The sequence below is a fragment of the Pinibacter aurantiacus genome (assembly GCF_019130065.1).
Classification (GTDB): Bacteria; Bacteroidota; Bacteroidia; order Chitinophagales; family Chitinophagaceae; genus Pinibacter; species Pinibacter aurantiacus.
Genome location: NZ_JAHSPG010000015.1, coordinates 492,272 through 509,864, shown reverse-complemented (window position 1 = coordinate 509,864; position 17,593 = coordinate 492,272). Strand labels below are relative to the sequence as shown.

At 41.4% G+C, this 17,593-nt stretch carries 14 protein-coding genes; 3 read left to right on the top strand and 11 right to left on the bottom strand.

The window, feature by feature from the left end:
* Positions 1 to 54: 54 nt before the first annotated feature.
* From mltG to KTO63_RS20465, 10 genes are all read right to left on the bottom strand, one after another.
* Complete coding sequence (gene mltG, locus KTO63_RS20510; RefSeq protein WP_217793824.1) at positions 55 to 1,098, bottom strand: endolytic transglycosylase MltG; 1,044 nt, start codon at positions 1,096 to 1,098, stop codon at positions 55 to 57.
* Between the two features lie 94 nt (positions 1,099 to 1,192).
* The gene (gene secG / locus KTO63_RS20505; protein WP_217793823.1) at positions 1,193 to 1,528 is read right to left on the bottom strand and encodes a preprotein translocase subunit SecG; all 336 of its coding nucleotides are present in this window, start codon (positions 1,526 to 1,528) and stop codon (positions 1,193 to 1,195) included.
* Between the two features lies 1 nt (position 1,529).
* Complete coding sequence (locus KTO63_RS20500; protein ID WP_217793822.1) at positions 1,530 to 2,396, bottom strand: hypothetical protein; 867 nt, start codon at positions 2,394 to 2,396, stop codon at positions 1,530 to 1,532.
* A 26-nt stretch (positions 2,397 to 2,422) separates the two neighbouring features.
* Positions 2,423 to 2,950 (bottom strand): LPS assembly lipoprotein LptE, encoded by a 528-nt coding sequence (gene lptE / locus KTO63_RS20495; protein WP_217793821.1) that lies wholly within the window; start codon positions 2,948 to 2,950, stop codon positions 2,423 to 2,425.
* A gap of 157 nt (positions 2,951 to 3,107) precedes the next feature.
* Positions 3,108 to 4,385 (bottom strand): sigma-54 interaction domain-containing protein, encoded by a 1,278-nt coding sequence (locus KTO63_RS20490; RefSeq protein ID WP_217793820.1) that lies wholly within the window; start codon positions 4,383 to 4,385, stop codon positions 3,108 to 3,110.
* Positions 4,386 to 4,480: 95 nt separating this feature from the next.
* Positions 4,481 to 5,905, bottom strand: a complete 1,425-nt coding sequence (miaB, locus tag KTO63_RS20485) for a tRNA (N6-isopentenyl adenosine(37)-C2)-methylthiotransferase MiaB (RefSeq protein WP_217793819.1) — start codon at positions 5,903 to 5,905, stop codon at positions 4,481 to 4,483.
* Positions 5,906 to 6,148: 243 nt separating this feature from the next.
* Positions 6,149 to 7,450 carry a hemolysin family protein gene (locus KTO63_RS20480; protein WP_217793818.1) on the bottom strand — a complete coding sequence of 434 codons (1,302 nt, stop codon included), beginning with the start codon at positions 7,448 to 7,450 and terminating at the stop codon, positions 6,149 to 6,151.
* A gap of 193 nt (positions 7,451 to 7,643) precedes the next feature.
* Complete coding sequence (locus KTO63_RS20475; RefSeq protein WP_217793817.1) at positions 7,644 to 9,326, bottom strand: ArnT family glycosyltransferase; 1,683 nt, start codon at positions 9,324 to 9,326, stop codon at positions 7,644 to 7,646.
* Positions 9,327 to 9,389: 63 nt separating this feature from the next.
* Positions 9,390 to 9,992: a phosphatase PAP2 family protein gene (locus KTO63_RS20470; protein ID WP_217793816.1), complete on the bottom strand. Its 603-nt coding sequence runs from the start codon at positions 9,990 to 9,992 to the stop codon at positions 9,390 to 9,392.
* A 124-nt stretch (positions 9,993 to 10,116) separates the two neighbouring features.
* Positions 10,117 to 10,866 carry a class I SAM-dependent methyltransferase gene (locus KTO63_RS20465; protein WP_217793815.1) on the bottom strand — a complete coding sequence of 250 codons (750 nt, stop codon included), beginning with the start codon at positions 10,864 to 10,866 and terminating at the stop codon, positions 10,117 to 10,119.
* Positions 10,867 to 11,278: 412 nt separating this feature from the next.
* On the opposite strand from KTO63_RS20465, the gene glmM reads away from it, so the two are divergent.
* From glmM to KTO63_RS20450, 3 genes are all read left to right on the top strand, one after another.
* A complete protein-coding gene (gene glmM, locus KTO63_RS20460; protein WP_217793814.1) occupies positions 11,279 to 12,661 on the top strand; it encodes a phosphoglucosamine mutase in 1,383 nt (460 codons plus the stop codon).
* Positions 12,662 to 12,828: 167 nt separating this feature from the next.
* Positions 12,829 to 13,956, top strand: coding sequence for a cysteine desulfurase family protein (locus KTO63_RS20455; RefSeq protein ID WP_217793813.1), 1,128 nt, complete (start codon positions 12,829 to 12,831; stop codon positions 13,954 to 13,956).
* Positions 13,957 to 14,135: 179 nt separating this feature from the next.
* Positions 14,136 to 14,546, top strand: a complete 411-nt coding sequence (locus KTO63_RS20450; RefSeq protein WP_217793812.1) for a hypothetical protein — start codon at positions 14,136 to 14,138, stop codon at positions 14,544 to 14,546.
* A 199-nt stretch (positions 14,547 to 14,745) separates the two neighbouring features.
* On the opposite strand, the gene mutS is transcribed toward KTO63_RS20450, so the two are convergent.
* Positions 14,746 to 17,349 carry a DNA mismatch repair protein MutS gene (mutS, locus tag KTO63_RS20445; protein WP_217793811.1) on the bottom strand — a complete coding sequence of 868 codons (2,604 nt, stop codon included), beginning with the start codon at positions 17,347 to 17,349 and terminating at the stop codon, positions 14,746 to 14,748.
* Positions 17,350 to 17,593 lie beyond the last annotated feature (244 nt).

Here is a 17,593-nt window from a genome sequence, read left to right as displayed (position 1 = left end):
GTTGAGAGTGGAGAGTTGAACTGAAATGAATTCTCAACTCTCCACTCTCAATTATCAATTGGTTTCCAGACTGTCCTTCGCAGCCTTTTTTTCCATCCACTTATCTAGTGCCTGTTGATATTCTTTTGCGTATTTTAAATGCTCCTCATAAGTAGCTGCAAAGTTATGATGACCTGAGAAATCACTTTTGGCTACAAAAAACATATAGTCCGTTTTGGGAGCGTCCAAAACAGCGTCTATAGTAACTTCAGAGGGTGTGCAGATTGGGCCCGGAGGCAAACCATACACACGGTAGGTGTTATATGGGGACTCTACCGCAAGATGCTTATTGTAAATTCTCTTTAGTGAGAAATCTTTCAGAGCAAACTTAACGGTGGGATCGGCTCCAAGTCGCATGCCTTTTGCCATTCTGTTAAGGTACACGCTTGCTATATTTCCTTTTTCGTCATTTTTATTGGTTTCTTCTTCCACAATAGAAGCAAGAATAGTTACCCGTTGCGGATCGAGACCTTTTTGTGCGGCTTTTTGTTTTCTTTCCGCGGTCCAGAAGGAAGTATAGCTATCAAATATTTTTGAGAACACTTTTGCAGGCGTAATGTTCCAGAAATAGGTATAAGTGTTTGGCAAAACAGCCGTCATAATGGTGTTTGTATCCAGTCCATATTTTTTCAAGGAATCCTGGTTGTTCAAAAAGCCAATGAAAGCAGCGGAATCGCACTCAAATTTTCTACCTACCATACCTGCAAAATCTTCTTTTGTCCTCAGTTTGGTAATGACAAGATTAACAGGGGACTGCCTTCCATTTTTCAGCATTCTTAATATGGTAAAAACGCTCATGCCTTTTTTTATCTCGTAGCGTCCCGCTTTTACTTTTTGCGGATAACCTATTCTTTTCGCGAGAAAATTGAAGGTGGCAGGCGAGGTGATTATCTTTTCCGTTTCTATTTGTTTTAAGACTGCGGAATAATCACTGAAGCTTTTGATATTCAGAAAATATTTTTTTTCTGTGAAAGAAGTGGCAGGGCCAAATACAAGCCAGGCAACGATGGCTCCTATTAATACGATAGCTCCAAGGGTGATGAATAAAGTTTTGCGCATTGGTGTAAAATCTCCTTAAATTAAATAAAAAACCCTGTTCATTAAACAAATTAAAGAACAGGGAAGTATTTGAAATTTAAATAAATGCTATTTCTTACGGCTTAGCAGCAGGAGCAGTAGGCTGTGTTACTGGCTGTGCAGGAACTTGCTGTGCTGGTACAGATGTATTCAGCTCATTCATCAAACCTTTGCTTTTTACAGTAGTTGAAGGAATGAATACTGCAGAGAAAATGCACAATAAAGCGATAATTGTTGCGAAGATCCATGTACCTTTCTCCAAAACGTCGGTTGTTTGTTTAACACCCATGAATTGGTTGCCGATACCGCCGATGTTTCCGGCAAGACCACCGCCTTTAGGATTTTGAACCAATACCACGAAACCAAGCACCACACATGCGATAATGATCAGTATAACGAAAAGAATAACCATATTAATTTTGTTTTAAAGCTTCTATTTTGGCTGCAAAATAATGGGATTTGTCGGGATTCAGCAAACTTAATTTATTGTACATTTCGATCGCTGTTTCTTTTTTTCCCTGTTTCAGCAGAACCTCAGCCATTGATTCTGTTAAAGTTTCTTTTTCTTTTATTGAAACCTCTGCCATGGCCTCTACCCGCGCATCCGGCATCGGTTGATGTTCTTCAGCTTCCTGTGCAGCTATAGTGCTGTCTGGCAAACGTTTGAGCGTTTTCAGCCATTCGGTAAAGCTTTTCAATTGCTTGCCAAGCTTGTCATTTACGGGCACATTTTTGCCAACTTTTATACCCAGTGACGCGAAATAGTCAATTGTGTGATAAGGTTCAAAAATTACACTGTCTTCCTGGGAAGCGGTTTTTTCTTCCGTTACGGCAGGTTCTAACTTGATCGCTTCATTACTGTGCGCGTTAATTACCTCGCTGTCATCATTTACCGCCTCTTTTTGTAGCACTTCCTCCTCCTGAACAGCGATTGCGGTCTGCGGTTGATAATCAACAACCGGCGCTGCTATGGCTGCTTCAGGTTGCGTAGCGGGAACATTGGCAGCATGAACGTGTTCTCGTTTTATTTCTGTAACAGGCTCATTAATAGTTGGTTGCAAAAGATATTGCAGCCATAAAGGATTGCCGAAGTAAAGAACAGTTTTGTGCAATTGGCTTTCAAATCCGGGATCAGCCGTTTGTTGCAACTTCTTTAATAGCAGGAAATGCCCGGGAGCAAAATAGGGTTCATCAGCGGCAAGTGTTTGAAGCTGCTCCAACGAAACATCTTCAAGCCTCCTCTGGTGAAAAATTTCTTGTATGATACTAGATATATTCATTTCTGGATTAGCAAGATAACGGCATTTTACCAGTTTGAAAAAATACGGTTGAAAATTTCGTCGGTAAGGTTTTTGAGAATGTCTGGCATCAGCTGAGTTTCAGCCTGTTGCAAACTCAGGCTGGCATTGAAGTCGAAGTTGCGCGTTACATCGGCCTCGAAATTTTTCTTTTCGTCCTTCCTGTTCTTAAATATAATGTGAACAGAGACATTGAGACGGTTACTAGCTGCCTGCTGATTGGAAATACCGGAGGTAGTGACGCTGTAATCGCTTATAAAGCCGGCAATATCGAAATCTGCTTCGTCGCTGGTTATAAGCGTGAGCCTTGTTTGGTTGTTGATCTTTTGGCGCAATGCGTCTGTTAGCTGTGGACTCAATTGCGGATTTATATAGCGGGCATGGTTATCCAAATAATTTATACGGGCCGTTTTTATTTCCGGCGGAATAGAAATGTCCTTGAATGTATAACATGCACTAAACAAAAAGGCGCATACCAACAATGATGTAAGTACCAAACCTGTTTGTTTTATTATTCGTGCAAAAGATTTATTCATGTGTGAAATTCGAAAGTAAAGTAAATGTATGAAAATAGTTGAGAGTGGGGAGTTGAAAATTGAAAGTTGAAAATTGAAAATTATTTAGATTTAACATTTTGCTTAACAGCATCAATCATTAACTCTCAACTCTCCATTTTCAACTTTCAACTTTCAATTAATCATCAATATCGTACTCTTTTAACTTTCTGTACAAAGTTCTTTCGCTGATTCCCAGGTCTAGGGCGGCATCTTTGCGCTTGCCTTTGTGTTTTTTCAAAGCCTTTACGATCAGCTCTTTTTCCTTGTCCATTATATTCAGGGATTCTTCTACTTCTTCGTGCTCGTGGATGTCATCATGTTCCATAATAACGGGCTGCGCAGCGTGCGTAGGCGGCGCTTGCACCTGCATATAAGGCTGAGCCTGGATAGGAGCGTTTGGTTGTAATTCTCCGATCGGAGTATAGTCATTCATCAGGTTGTCGTGCGCGTAGGCAGCGGCAACAGCGGCATTAGAAGGGTTTTTGATGATTTCTGCAAACATCTTTTTCAGTTCCGTAACGTCTTTTTTCATGTCGAAAAAAAGCTTGTACAGAATTTCTCTTTCATTAGAGAATTCATTACCGTTTGCGTTTGTGTTGGATGATACCAACATGGGTAAACGGTTGCTGTTATTGTTTTGCGGGAGAAATATTTGTAGCTCTCTGCCGGTAATATTTTTATCAATAGAAAGAACGGAGATCTGTTCCGCAATATTTTTTAATTCACGCACATTGCCTGGCCAGCCATAGCTTACCAATACATTTCTTGCATCGTCATCCAATTGAACAGGAGCTGTTTTATAGCGCTCTGCAAAATCCACGCTGAATTTTCTGAACAATAATGGAATGTCTTCTTTTCTGTCGCGCAATGCCGGAACGCGGATAGGCACTGTGTTTAAGCGATAATACAAGTCTTCACGAAATTTTCCTTTGTAAGTAAATTCCAGCAGATCTTTATTGGTGGCGGCAATTACACGTACATCCGTTTTTTGAACTTTGGAAGAACCTACACGAATGTATTCGCCTGTTTCCAAAACGCGCAACAATCTTGCTTGTGTGCCGAGTGGCATTTCACCTATCTCATCAAGAAAAATGGTTCCTCCGTTCACTGTTTCAAAATAGCCTTTGCGACTATCAACCGCTCCGGTGAATGAACCTTTTTCGTGACCAAACAATTCAGAATCGATCGTGCCTTCTGGAATGGCACCGCAGTTTACTGCAATAAAAGGATTGTGTTTTCTTGCAGACAATGCATGAATGATCTGCGAAAAAACCTCTTTACCCACACCACTTTCTCCGTTGATCAATACGCTCAAATCGGTATTTGCCACCTGCACAGCCACGTTTAACGCATGGTTAAGTGCCGGTGAATTACCAATGATACCAAACCTGTTTTTTATGCTTTGTGTGTCCATGCTGTTGTAATTATTGAATAACTGAATAAACTGAATAACTGAGGTGTGCCTTATGTTTTGATTCACTTCAGTTATTCAGTTACTCAGTTATTCAGTTATTCAATTATTTCCCCGATTAGCGTGCCTCCGGTTGACTCAACTACTTTCACCATCACGTAATCACCCGGTTTATATTGGCTGGTTCCTTTAGGAACAACAACGACTTTGCTTTGGCTGGTGCGTCCCATCCAATCTTTGTCGCTGCGTTTGCTATCTCCTTCAATTAATATTTTAAAAGTTTTGCCGATATCAGCAGTATTGCTTTCTTCAAAAATGCGTCTCTGCAGTGCTACAATCTCTGCCAATCTTCTTTTTTTCACATCTTCAGGAACATCGTCTTTGTATCTTTTCGCGGCCAATGTGCCTGGTCTTTCGCTGTAGAAGTACATGTACCCGAAATCGTACTTGCTGTATTTTATCATCTCTATTGTGTCCTGATGATCTTCTTCTGTTTCGGTACAAAAACCAGCGATGACATCTGAGGTAATTGCGCAACCCGGTAATACTTCCCTAATGCGGTCCACTTTTGCTTTATACCACTCACGTGTGTAAGTACGGTTCATTAACTGCAACACGCGGTTAGATCCGCTTTGAATAGGAAGGTGTATGGATTTGCAAATGTTTTCATATTTGGCAATCATCTGCAAAACTTCTTCGGTAATATCTTTCGGATGTGAAGAGCTAAAGCGTACGCGGAGGTCAGGTGACACAAGCGCCACCATTTCCAACAAGTTGGCAAATGTTACCACGTTATTCGAACTGATATCTGATGTGTAATAGTAAGAGTCTACGTTTTGTCCGAGCAGTGTGACTTCCCTGTAACCTCTTTCAAAAAGATCGCGGCACTCAGCAACAATGCTTGCGGCATCGCGGCTTCTTTCACGGCCACGTGTAAACGGCACCACGCAGAATGAGCACATATTGTTGCAACCACGCATAATGCTCACAAATGCCATTACGCCGTTGCTGTTAAGACGGATAGGAGAGATGTCTGCATAAGTTTCATCGCGGCTCAGCAGTACGTTTACGGCTTTCTGCCCGCCGTCTGCTTCTTCAATCAGCGCTGGAAGGCTTCTGTAAGCGTCTGGTCCCACGACAATATCAACAAGCTTTTCTTCTTCCAGCAATTTAGCCTTTAGTCGCTCGGCCATACATCCCAGCACTCCAACCAACGTGCCGGGCCTTGCCTGCTTCAATTTGCGAAACTCAGTAAGACGTTTTCTTACCGTCTGCTCCGCTTTTTCACGGATCGAGCAGGTGTTCAGTAAAATAAGGTCTGCGTCTTCGCAATTGCTGGTAGCACCAAAGCCATCTTTGTTTAAAATGGAGGCTACTATTTCGCTATCCGCAAAGTTCATGGCACAGCCATAACTTTCTATATAGAATTTTTTCTTGTATTGATTGGGGTCGTTGGCAAATGGAGCATATGCTTCTCCCTGCCTTGCTTCATCATGCGCTTTTTCTGCTACAACATCCAGCATTTTTCAATTTTTTGTAAGTGTGCAAAAATAGCTAAAAAGAGGGAAATAAATGACAGGATGGCAGATTTAGTTGAGAGTTGAGAGTTGAGAGTTGAGAGTTGAGAGTTGAGAGTTGAGAGTTGAGAGTTGAGAGTTGAGAAAAAATAAAACCTCCGAAGATACAGAGGTTTTGCAATATTATCCTAATGGTTGACTTTCAAATAACTCTCAACTCTCCATTCTCCACTCTCCACTAACTTTCAATTATTCCTCTGGTACTTCCGAAGCGGGCGTTTGCGGCCCGGTTACAAGGATTTTATCAATACGCAACGCGTCCATATCTATGATCTCGAACTTAAAGCCTTGCCAGTCAACGGATTCTCCTGTATGTGGAATGTGTTCCAGTATGTGAAGGATAAATCCGGCGAGGGTATTGAATTCCTGTTCGCCCTCATTCATCAGGTCGGTCATGTCGAAGCGGTGAAGGAAATCGTAGAAAGGAATTTGCCCATCCACGAGGTAAGTTCCGTCGCCGCGGTCCGTGATTTCGTAGTCTTCCATATCCGGTTGTGGCATGTCACCGACGATGGCTTCGAGTATATCGTTTAAAGTGATCATTCCCTGAACACTACCGTATTCATCCACAATGAAACAGCTATGGTTCTTTGACTGCTTGAATTTCTCCAGCACTTTATAAGCGGAGTTATTTTCAGGAACAAACATTGCCGGCTGCATAATGTGCTTGAAAAGCACTTTATCGTTTGAAGTATAAAGGTCTTTTATGGAAACGATACCCTTCATGTTATCCAGTTCGCCTTCGCAAATCGGGTAAACGGAGTGTGGTTCTCTTAAAATTTTCTCTTTTATAGATTCCTCATTATCATTAAGATCGAACCAGATGATATCGCTTCTATGTGTCATCAGCGACGTAATGGTTCTATCGCCAAGGTGGAAAACCCTTTCGATGATTTCTTGTTCCGCTTCGTCAATGGTACCCTGCTCGGTTCCTTCACTGATGATCGCTTTGATTTCTTCTTCCGTTACCTGGCTGTCAGTTGATTGAAGATTGAATATTTTGGTGATAAAGTTGGTGGATTTCGACAATAACCAGATAAATGGATGCGTAATAATGCTCACCACTCTCATGGGACGTGCGACCAATTTGGCAATCCTTTCCGGGTTTGCCATACCAATTCTTTTGGGAACCAATTCTCCCAAAACCAATGAGAAATACGTCAAAATGATCAGTACAATTACTGTAGCGACACCGCCAACAAGGGATGGTTTTATAAATCCAAGTCCGGTAAGAAATTCTACAAGACTGGATTTTATCTTATCGCCGGAGTAAATACCGGTCAAAATGCCTATTAATGTGATTCCTATTTGTACAGTGGAAAGAAAAGTATCCGGATTGCTGGAAAGTTTTAAAGCTTCTTTTGCGCGAGTATCACCTTTGCTCGCCTGAAGTTCAAGTTTTGATTTTCGTGCCGAGACAAGGGCAATCTCAGCCATCGAAAAAAGCCCGTTCAACAAAATTAATCCAAGTATTATTAGAATTTCCGTCATGTTTTATTAAGTTGGATATCAGATGGGTTAGTCTAATTTAGAAGTGAAGATAATGGCAAATTGGGGAATTAATAATTAATAATTAAGAATTAATAGGGCGAGTTTCATGATTGAAAGCAACCTTGCCAAACCTCATTAGAAATTAGATGCGCCCATGTTTTCTTAGCGGGCTGCGACTATTAATTATTCTTTATTAATTATTATTTACCCTCACGACTACCATTTTTTTAGTCGCCTCGCTCCTGGTTGTATAGTTCACAAATTTTCCGGTAAGCATGGCTACCCTGAAATCTTCGAAAGGTGCCAATACTTCTGTTTTCAATCCTGCATTATTAAGAGAATCCAGTTTGGAACGCTCAGTTAACACCAGCACAGGTTGTTGTTTTGCTTCAGTTTTCAGGTCATCAATGCTCCATTGGTAATTCGGTTGGTTTAAATAAAATGCATAGTGGTACGACTGTGTATCAAATTCCCCGGCTTTTAAATGTTGCGGGTTATTTTCATTAATATACCATGCAGCTTTCATACCAGCCTGGTACTGCATGAGCGGCCCGTAAAAGAAAGCGTTCAGAAAAATGTTTATCAGTACACTTGTCGCGAAACCAATGCCAATGGCCGATGTTATTGATTTTTTCCCAAACCAGTAAACTGACAAAACCACTACAATTGTTATCCAGAATGCCGCTAAGATATAATGTGGCGGTCTAAAGAAAATCAACAGTATAACCGGAAGCAGAACGGCAATAATTCCTATAACAGCTTGTATAATGTACACGGCTTTGATCGACTTTGGCATTTTCAACGAGCAAAGGAAATGAGCAGTTAAGATGCCAAGAAATGGAAAAATAATATTGGAATAATGCGGCAATTGGAATTTTGATAAAGAGAAAAGCAACAACGTTAGGATAGAAGCGCCGAGTGAAATGTATTCTTTCGCATAACCATCTTTCTTGACAATGCTTTTGATGTTTCTATACAAAGACGCATACATAACCAGTGACCACGGTAAAAATGCCCAGAGCAAAGTGTGCAGGAAGAATGATTTATCACCGCTTCCTTTGATGGGTCCGGTATTGAAAAAACGGCCAAACTGGCTGTCCCAAAGGAAAAACTTGATGCCCGATTTTACAGAAGGATCTGGTTTGTCGCCAACAATAAATGTTTTTTCAGGATGCAAGTCAACCTGGTGATACAATGCATATAATTCCGGTGTTGCAAAAGCGAAAGTGAGAATGATCGCTAGTATCCAACGGAATTGAAAGAACTGGTTCCATTCTTTTTTAATAATCCAGTGCACAATGAAGCCGCCACCAATTGGCAACAGAATGAAAAGCCCTTTCGTCATGACTGCGAATCCCGCCAGCAAAGCGCCCAGCACGAGGTCGAGGCTGAACGTTTTACCATATGATTTATAAAAATGATAAACACTGCCAATGACCATGCCGGTCAGGAAAGGCTCCGCACGAACGTCGTTGTTGGACAACACCAAATGTTCTGCCGTCAGGTAAATGATCACAGCGACTTTAGCAGTCGTGTCATTATAAAACAGCTTTGCAAACCGGTATGTATAAAAGATACCAAGTGCCCAGAAAAGCAATCCCGGTAGTTTATAAGCAAATGAATTGGTGCCGAAAATTTTAAAGAATAGGGCAGTCACCCAGAAAGGAAAGTGAGGCTTATCCAACCAGTCTTTTCCTTCAACATATAAATCATTGAAGTTGTTATTGAGCGACATTGTTTTTGCCACATGGGCATACAAAGCGCCATCAGTGCCGAGTATAGGCAGAAACAAACCGCTTGCGTTTACCGCGATTCCTATAATTACAATTATCGGGAACCATTTATTGAGCCAGGATTGTAAATCGGGTTGTTGCATATTGTGAAAATTCAAAAGTTAAAATTCAAAAAGCGAAATTCAAAAGTGAATGTAGCAGTAAGGCTATTTTTGACTTTTGATTTTTGACTTTTGACGCTCCTCCTGTTTTTTGATTGCGTAGTCAAATAATTTGCTCGTGCCAAGACCGATGAGTATGCCCAGAACGGTGCCTGCCAGCACATCAAACGGATAGTGTTTGCCCACGTATACTTGTGCATATGCCACCAGCGCGGCCCAGAACCAAAGCCATTGCCATTTTCTTCCCCTGATTTTTTTTATTGCCAGGAACCAGAATGTCGCCAGCGCAAAATGATTGGTCGCGTGTGAAGACGGCATCGAGTAACCACCACAGCCGATCAGGTGTCGTAAGTAAGGTTCCAGGCTCGCTGTGTCGCAAGGGCGCGGGCGTGCGACAAGGTTCTTAATAATACCGGAACTGATATAGTCTCCCAATGCAAAAGTGATAAGTGTGCAGGCTATAAAAATAATAGTGTAGGGCTTTCCAAATTTAATGCTCCAAAACAGCATGAAAGCATATAACGGAATCCATGTATTAGCGTTGCGCATCAACAGCATGAAGTTGTCTAGAAACGGAGCGCTGGCTGTGTGGTGAACGAATATGAACATCGTTTCATCTATATGTTGCAGCCATTGGAGAAGAGACATGTGATTAGGAATTAGAAATTAGGAATTAGAGCGTTTTGGCAATTAATAATTAATAAAGAATAATTAATAGGTTGCCACTCAAATTAAGTGTTGATAGCACAAAAAGTCTAGCAACGAACAACTATCAACTAACAACTTTCTTCGCAATCATTATTAACCTCGGTGACTTCCGCACATCGTAGGCTCCGAAATGATAATCCCCATAGACTTCCTGAATTTGCAGGTTGTGGTAGGCAAACATATCATTAAAATCACCCAAAGTGAACTTGGCAACTTTCTCTGTGTATTCGAGCGGCTCGGTTAGTTCATCGTCTTCCACTACTATCTTTTTATAGAAATGTGTCTCGTCGAACCACTTGGTAATAAAGAAGTTAATACCGTCAATTTCTTTATCAGCTTTGTGTATGAGGTGATCTTCGGCATAATGCACGTTCAAGTAGTCTATTACCAGGGTGCCGTTTGGCTTAATGGATTGTGCGATGGATCTTATCGCATTATAATGTTCCCGTTCAGACTTGAAATAGCCGAAGCTCGTAAAAAAGTTAAATGCGTAATCAAAGTAATTGATCATGAACGGCAAGCGCATATCCTGCACGAAAAAATGAAGACGTTCATTTTCAGATTCTTTTGCCTCTGCAATGCTGTCGGGGGAAATGTCAATGCCTGTGATGTCAAAACCATGATCGGCCAGTATTTTCGAATGCCTGCCTTTTCCACAGGCCACATCCAGCATAAGGCTATTGGCTGGAGGATTTAATCTCTCGATAAGTAAGTGGATAAACTCCGCTGCTTCCTTTTCATCTCTTTTAAAATATAACTGATGATAATATTGTGAATTAAACCAATCTTTAAACCAATTAGCCTGTAGGTCCATAATTTTTGTAATAAACGCTGTAAAAGTAGGTAAGAGTTTTGAGTTGTGAGTTTTAAGTTATGGGTTTTGGATTAAAAAGGCATGGGAATCAATAATGCTTCGAGCTTCGAACTGTGGTCTAATAACTCATAATTCAAAACTTAACACTCATAACTCATACCCGGTACGCCTTTTGCAGTTTTATGCTGCTTCGGGAAATATATCGTCGACAGATAACATCAGATTAATGATTGTTAACAGTTTATTTTCAACGATTTGATTCCTAAAAAGTAGAATGTTATTAATTTACCGTAGAAATGGTCGGTAGAATTCTTAAATTTGTCCCCCTTGCAATCTCACATCCTATAAAAGCACTGGTCATTCGATTGGACTTGAAAATTTATTTAGATACAAAATTTAAACCGTTAGATCTGTGGCATTGATTAAAAGTATTTCCGGCATTAGAGGAACTGTTGGTGGCAATCCGTCTGAGAATTTGACGCCACTTGATGTGGTAAAATTTACAGCTGCATATGGGACCTGGCTAATAGAAAAAAACAATGGTAAGAAAGTAGTTATTGGCCGTGATGGTAGAATCAGCGGAGAAATGGTAAGCCAACTTGCAGTAAACACTTTATTGGGACTGGGCCTCGACGTTGTGGACCTCGGCCTCTCTACTACGCCTACAGTTGAAATGGCTGTAAAGTGGGAAGGAGCTGATGGTGGTATTATTATTACCGCGAGTCACAATCCTAAAGAGTGGAATGCACTCAAATTGCTAAACAATCAGGGCGAATTCATCAGCGCGGAAGCTGGTGCCATCATTCTTGAACTGGCTGCAAAAGATTCATACAAATTTGCGCCCGTAGATAAATTGGGTAGCTATTCAGTTAACGATACTTATTTACAAAAACATATTGACGCCATTGTAAATTATCCTTTGGTAAATAAAGAAGGCATTGCTGCTAAAGGATATAAAGTGGTCGTAGATGCCATCAATTCAACCGGCGCAACTGTAATACCAATGCTTCTTGAGGCTTTAGGCGTACAAGAAGTTATTGTGATCAATAGCGAGATTACCGGCAAATTTGCCCACAATCCTGAGCCATTGCCGGAAAACCTTACCAGCCTGAGCGCAGAAGTTAAAAAACATGGCGCTTCATTTGGTATAGCTGTTGACCCGGACGTTGATCGTCTTTGCTTCGTATGCGAAGATGGTAGCATGTTTGGTGAAGAATTTACATTGGTAGCCGTGGCTGACTATGTGTTGAGCAAAAAGAAAGGCAACACAGTTTCCAATATGTCTTCTACAAAGGCTTTGAAGGAAATTACATTGCACCATGGCGGAGAATACTATCCATCTGCAGTAGGTGAGGTGAATGTGGTGAACAGAATGAAGGAGATGAATGCAGTTATTGGCGGTGAAGGAAACGGAGGCATTATCGTTCCGGATCTTCATTACGGCCGCGACGCCCTGATCGGTATCGGTTTGTTCCTGAGTTCACTTGCCCAGCATAAAAACGGAATGAAATCTTTCAGAGCAAAATATCCTGACTATTTCATTTCCAAAAATAAAATGGAACTGAGCAATGGAGTGGATGTGAAAGATATTTTCGAAAAAATCAAAGCGAAATACAAAAAGCAACCCGTTAACACAGAAGACGGTTTAAAAATTGAATTTGACCAGGATTGGGTTCATTTACGCACATCCAACACGGAGCCAATCATCCGTATTTACGCGGAAAGCAATTTTGAAACCACTGCCAATAACATTGCATTACGCTTGATGCACGACATTAAAGAATTCATGGCATAAGCCAACTGTTATTTTATTTTCGCAACGCAGATTATGATGATCGTCACTAATTAACGGGGGTTTGTAAAAATCTTCCGGTCAATTGGGATCAGAATAATCTGCGTTCGTTTTTAATACCCGTTCTTTTGTAAATTTGCACCTTCTTTGAAACCTAAATTAAACAGATCGTGCAAAGAATATATTTCGATAATGCCGCTACCACTTCACTGGACCCATCGGTGCTTGAAGCCATGATGCCTTACCTGACTGAAAAATTTGGTAACCCATCTTCTATATACTCATATGGCCGCGAAAGCAGGCTAGCTATTGAAAACGCGCGGAAGTCCGTTGCAAAAATCCTGAATGCACATCCAGCAGAAATTTTCTTTACTTCCGGTGGAACAGAAAGCAGCAACACAGTTATTACTGCTGCAATAAGGGACCTCGGTTGCAGACATATCATTTCTTCGCCAATAGAGCACCACGCTACATTACATTCAGTAGAGTACCTTCACCACAACGATGAAATAAAACTCAGCTTTGTAAAAGTACTGCCAAGCGGTCACGTTGATCTTGAGGACCTGGAAAGATTATTGGCGGAAAGCGAAGAAAGAACGCTCGTTACTCTGATGCACGCCAACAATGAAATTGGCAATTTACTTGACCTAAATGCGGTGGGAGGTATTTGCCAGAAATACAACGCAATATTCCATTCAGATACGGTGCAAACGGTTGGGCACTATCCATTTGATCTGCGCAATACACCGGTACATTTTATAACTGGTGCAGGACACAAATTCCACGGTCCTAAAGGCGTTGGTATCTTGTACATAAACGAAAATGTAAAAATAAAACCCTACATACACGGTGGTTCGCAAGAGCGTAACATGCGTGCAGGTACGGAAAATCTTTACGGCATCGTTGGTTTTGCAAAAGCATTAGAGCTTGCAACTGCCAATTTCGAAAAAGACAGCGCTTACATCAAAGAGATCAAAACTTACATGAAGGAGCAATTGCAGAAGAGTTTTCCTGGCGTAAGTTTTAACGGCGATGTAGACGGAAGAAGTTTGTATACTGTTTTGAACGTTTCATTTCCTAAGAATGAAAAGTCTGAAATGATCTTGTTCAACCTCGATATCAATCATATTTGTGTTTCCGGCGGAAGCGCCTGTACAAGCGGCGTAGACATCGGCTCACACGTAATTCGCGCCATCAATAACAACCCTAACCAGGTTCCCGTTCGGTTCTCCTTCAGTAAACTCAATACGAAAGAAGAAGTGGATGCGGTGATTGAGAAATTGAAAAGCTTGGTGTAACGCTTAATGCTTAATGGCTAACGCCTAACGCAGTTTTGGTGCAACACCCTGCGTTAGGCGTTTAGCGTTTTGCATGGCTGTTCTTGGTTCGCTTTTTGCATAATTATTTTCGCTACGGTTAAACATTTTTCGTTTTAAATCGTCCTATAAATAATTTATTGTCAAAAAACATCCAAAATATGAAACTATCGATCATCGCTTTATCACTATTCTCATTGTTTGCGTTTAGTGCATGTAAGAAAGAAGTAACAGAAGTGCAGCAGGTAAAACAGGCTTATTCCATTCTTTTTAATTTACAACCGAATGCATGGCAATTGAGCAATGACGGTAAAACGGCAACAATTGATATACCAGTTCCGGAACTTGACCAATACATGTACACAAATGGCGGCGTGCTTGCTTACATAGCTTTTGATGGTACAAACTATGACGCCTTGCCTGAAACATATGATGCATTTTCTTACATAGTAACGCATAATGTTGGGCATGTCTACATCTCAATATCGGACGTTTTTGGCGGCACACTCACTCCTCCAAATGCCGTACTTAAAGCAAAAGTTATCTTGATAGACGCGGATCCGCTGAATTAAATAATCATATCAAATCATAAAAAAGAGAAGCAGCTAAACAATTAGCTGCTTCTCTTTTTTATGGCAATTAAGAATTAAGAATTAAGAATTCTTTCTGTGCTGCAGGGCGAATGCGATTCGCCCCTACATTCATCAAATCATGACAATCATGACAATCATGAAAATCTGTGTTCTCTCTCCCCATTTTCAAATTTTCAAATTACCTCACCCTCTCCTTAATCTCCTGCAATTTCAACAGCGCTTCCACTGGTGTTAATCTATTGATATCAATATTGTTTAACAACCCGCGTATTTCTTCAAAAGTTTGCGAGTGCGCATCGAAAATAGAAAGCTGCATCTTCGGCATGGAAAGTTGTTTCACCTGGTCCTCTATGCTCGCGTCCACATGCTTTGTTTCCAACTGTTTCAACACATCATTTGCACGATCAATAAGTGAAGGAGGCATGCCCGCCATTTTCGCCACATGAATACCAAAGCTGTGCGTACTGCCGCCTGGCGCAAGTTTGCGAAGGAAGATAATTTTATTGCCAACCTCTTTATTGGTAACGTGATAATTTTTTACGTTTACCAGTTTATTCTCCAACTCATTCAATTCATGGTAGTGCGTGGCAAACAATGTCTTCGGTTGGCACGGAGATTTTTGCAAAAATTCTACAATACTCCAGGCGATTGAAATACCATCATACGTAGATGTGCCGCGGCCAATTTCGTCCAGCAGGATCAGGCTTCTGTCCGTAATGTTGTTGATAATGCTGGCGGTTTCATTCATCTCCACCATAAAAGTAGATTCGCCGCCACTTAGGTTATCAGACGCACCAACACGTGTAAAGATCTTATCTGTTAATGGAACAAACGCATCTGCCGCAGGAACAAAACTTCCGATATGCGCCATTAGTGTAATAAGCGCCGTTTGACGAAGCAAAGCACTCTTACCACTCATGTTTGGGCCCGTTAAAATGATGACCTGCTGCGTGTTTTTATTCAGTTCAATATCATTGGCGATATAAGTTTCGCCGGTGCCAAGATTTCGTTCAATCACTGGGTGGCGCCCATCTTTAATTACCAGTTCTGCACCTTCATGCAACAGCGGCTTTTTATAATTGAAATGAGTGGCATTATGTGCAAAGCACAACAGGCAATCAATGATCGCAAGAATGTTGCCGTTCGTTTGAATAGGAGCTAGGTAGGTTTGCAATTCATTCAGCAATGCCTCGTACAAAGACATTTCGAGCTGATAAATTTTATCTTCCGCGCCTGTTATTTTTTCTTCGTATTCTTTTAGTTCCGGAGTAATGTAGCGCTCACAATTGGCAAGCGTTTGCTTGCGCGTCCAGGTAGTGGGCACTTTATCCTTGTGCGTGTTTGTTACTTCAAGAAAATAGCCAAACACATTGTTGAAGCCAATCTTCAAAGAAGAAATACCTGTTTCATCCGCTTCCTTTTGTTGCAATTGTGTAAGATACTGCTTGCCGTTAGAAGCAATGTTGCGCAGATCATCCAGTTCGCTGCTAATGCCACTGGCAATCATGCCCCCTTTCACAGCAGTTGCGGGAGGATTTTCAGTAATTTCTTTCTGAATTTTTTCTTCTATATAATGACATGGATTCAATGCATCACCCAATCTTTTCAGATAACTATTTTCACTTTCAGCACACAATTTTTTAATGGCATCCACTTGTTGTAAGCCCCTTGCGATCTGCGCCACTTCACGCGGGTTGATCTTCTTCAAAGGAATCTTACTCACTAGTCTTTCAACATCGCCACATTGTTTAATGAGCTGCGAAAACTTTGTTCTTGCGTCTACATCTTTGATCAAATATTCAACGAGATCAAGACGCTCATTTATTTTGGTGATATCTTTTAAAGGGAAAACAAGCCAGCGTTTCAGCAGCCTTGCGCCCATCGGTGAAACCGTGTTGTCAAGCGTGCGCAAAAGTGTTTGCCCGTTTTCCACGCCACTGCCCAGCAATTCAAGATTGCGGATTGTAAAACGATCCATCCACAAAAAATCATCGCGATCAATGCGCTGCATGCTCACGATGTGTTGCAGATTGGGATGCTCGGTGTCTTTTAAATAGTGCAAAATGGCTCCTGCCGCGATCAATCCATTTTCCAGTTCTTCAACGCCAAAGCCTTTGAGGGAATGCGTTTGGAAATGTTTTAATAAAGTTTCCTGTGCATACACGTTTTGAAAGATCCATTCATCAAGCGTGTAAGTGTAAAACTTGCTTCCGAAAAATTCTTTGAATTGCTTTTGCCGGTGACGCTGAAAGATAACTTCCGCAGGTTTGAAACTTTGCAGAAGCTTATCTGCATACTCACGATCGCCTTCTGCAAGGAAAAACTCGCCCGTTGAAATGTCGAGAAATGCTAAACCATATTTGTTGTCATCAACAAAATGCAGGGCGGCAAGAAAGTTATTGCTGTTGTGTTCAAGTAGTTTGTCGTTGGTGGCAGTACCGGGAGTCACCATTTCAGTAACCCCTCTTTTCACGATGCCCTTTACCGTTTTCGGATCTTCCAGCTGATCGCAAATAGCAACACGGTAACCTGCCTTCACCAATTTGTGCAAATATGTATCCAATGCATGGTGCGGAAAACCGGCCAGTTCACTGGAAGACGGCGAGCCATTATTTCTTTTGGTGAGCGTAATGCCCAGCACTTGTGAAGCAATGATGGCATCTCCACCAAAGGTTTCGTAAAAGTCACCCACACGAAACAACAAAACCGCGTCTGGATAGCGCTGTTTGATTGCATTGTGCTGTTGCATTAACGGAGTTTCAGTGCCAGTTGCTTTTGCCATAGCTGGCAAATTTAGCAATTGGCGGCAAGTTGCGGGTAGTAGATAGCAGGTTGCAAGTGGCTAATTTTTGACAAGTTATCAACAGATCCTAAAGATTTCACGCGGCGAACGTGGCGAAAAAGCGATGCTGCTGGTTCGCGAAAGTTGATCTTCCATTGAGTTTTGAAAACATTGATAATGAAACGCCGCGTCGCTGCACCGTTGCGTTCGCCGCGCGAAACCTTCGTTGTTTTTGCGTGAAACT

Excerpts from the sequence above, each read along its gene's own strand:
- mltG (WP_217793824.1), bottom strand. The coding sequence starts at position 1,098 with ATGCGCAAAACTTTATTCATCACCCTTGGAGCTATCGTATTAATAGGA.
- secG (WP_217793823.1), bottom strand. The coding sequence starts at position 1,528 with ATGGTTATTCTTTTCGTTATACTGATCATTATCGCATGTGTGGTGCTT.
- KTO63_RS20500 (WP_217793822.1), bottom strand. The coding sequence starts at position 2,396 with ATGAATATATCTAGTATCATACAAGAAATTTTTCACCAGAGGAGGCTT.
- lptE (WP_217793821.1), bottom strand. The coding sequence starts at position 2,950 with ATGAATAAATCTTTTGCACGAATAATAAAACAAACAGGTTTGGTACTT.
- KTO63_RS20490 (WP_217793820.1), bottom strand. The coding sequence starts at position 4,385 with ATGGACACACAAAGCATAAAAAACAGGTTTGGTATCATTGGTAATTCA.
- miaB (WP_217793819.1), bottom strand. The coding sequence starts at position 5,905 with ATGCTGGATGTTGTAGCAGAAAAAGCGCATGATGAAGCAAGGCAGGGA.
- KTO63_RS20480 (WP_217793818.1), bottom strand. The coding sequence starts at position 7,450 with ATGACGGAAATTCTAATAATACTTGGATTAATTTTGTTGAACGGGCTT.
- KTO63_RS20475 (WP_217793817.1), bottom strand. The coding sequence starts at position 9,326 with ATGCAACAACCCGATTTACAATCCTGGCTCAATAAATGGTTCCCGATA.
- KTO63_RS20470 (WP_217793816.1), bottom strand. The coding sequence starts at position 9,992 with ATGTCTCTTCTCCAATGGCTGCAACATATAGATGAAACGATGTTCATA.
- KTO63_RS20465 (WP_217793815.1), bottom strand. The coding sequence starts at position 10,866 with ATGGACCTACAGGCTAATTGGTTTAAAGATTGGTTTAATTCACAATAT.
- KTO63_RS20450 (WP_217793812.1), top strand. The coding sequence starts at position 14,136 with ATGAAACTATCGATCATCGCTTTATCACTATTCTCATTGTTTGCGTTT.
- mutS (WP_217793811.1), bottom strand. The coding sequence starts at position 17,349 with ATGGCAAAAGCAACTGGCACTGAAACTCCGTTAATGCAACAGCACAAT.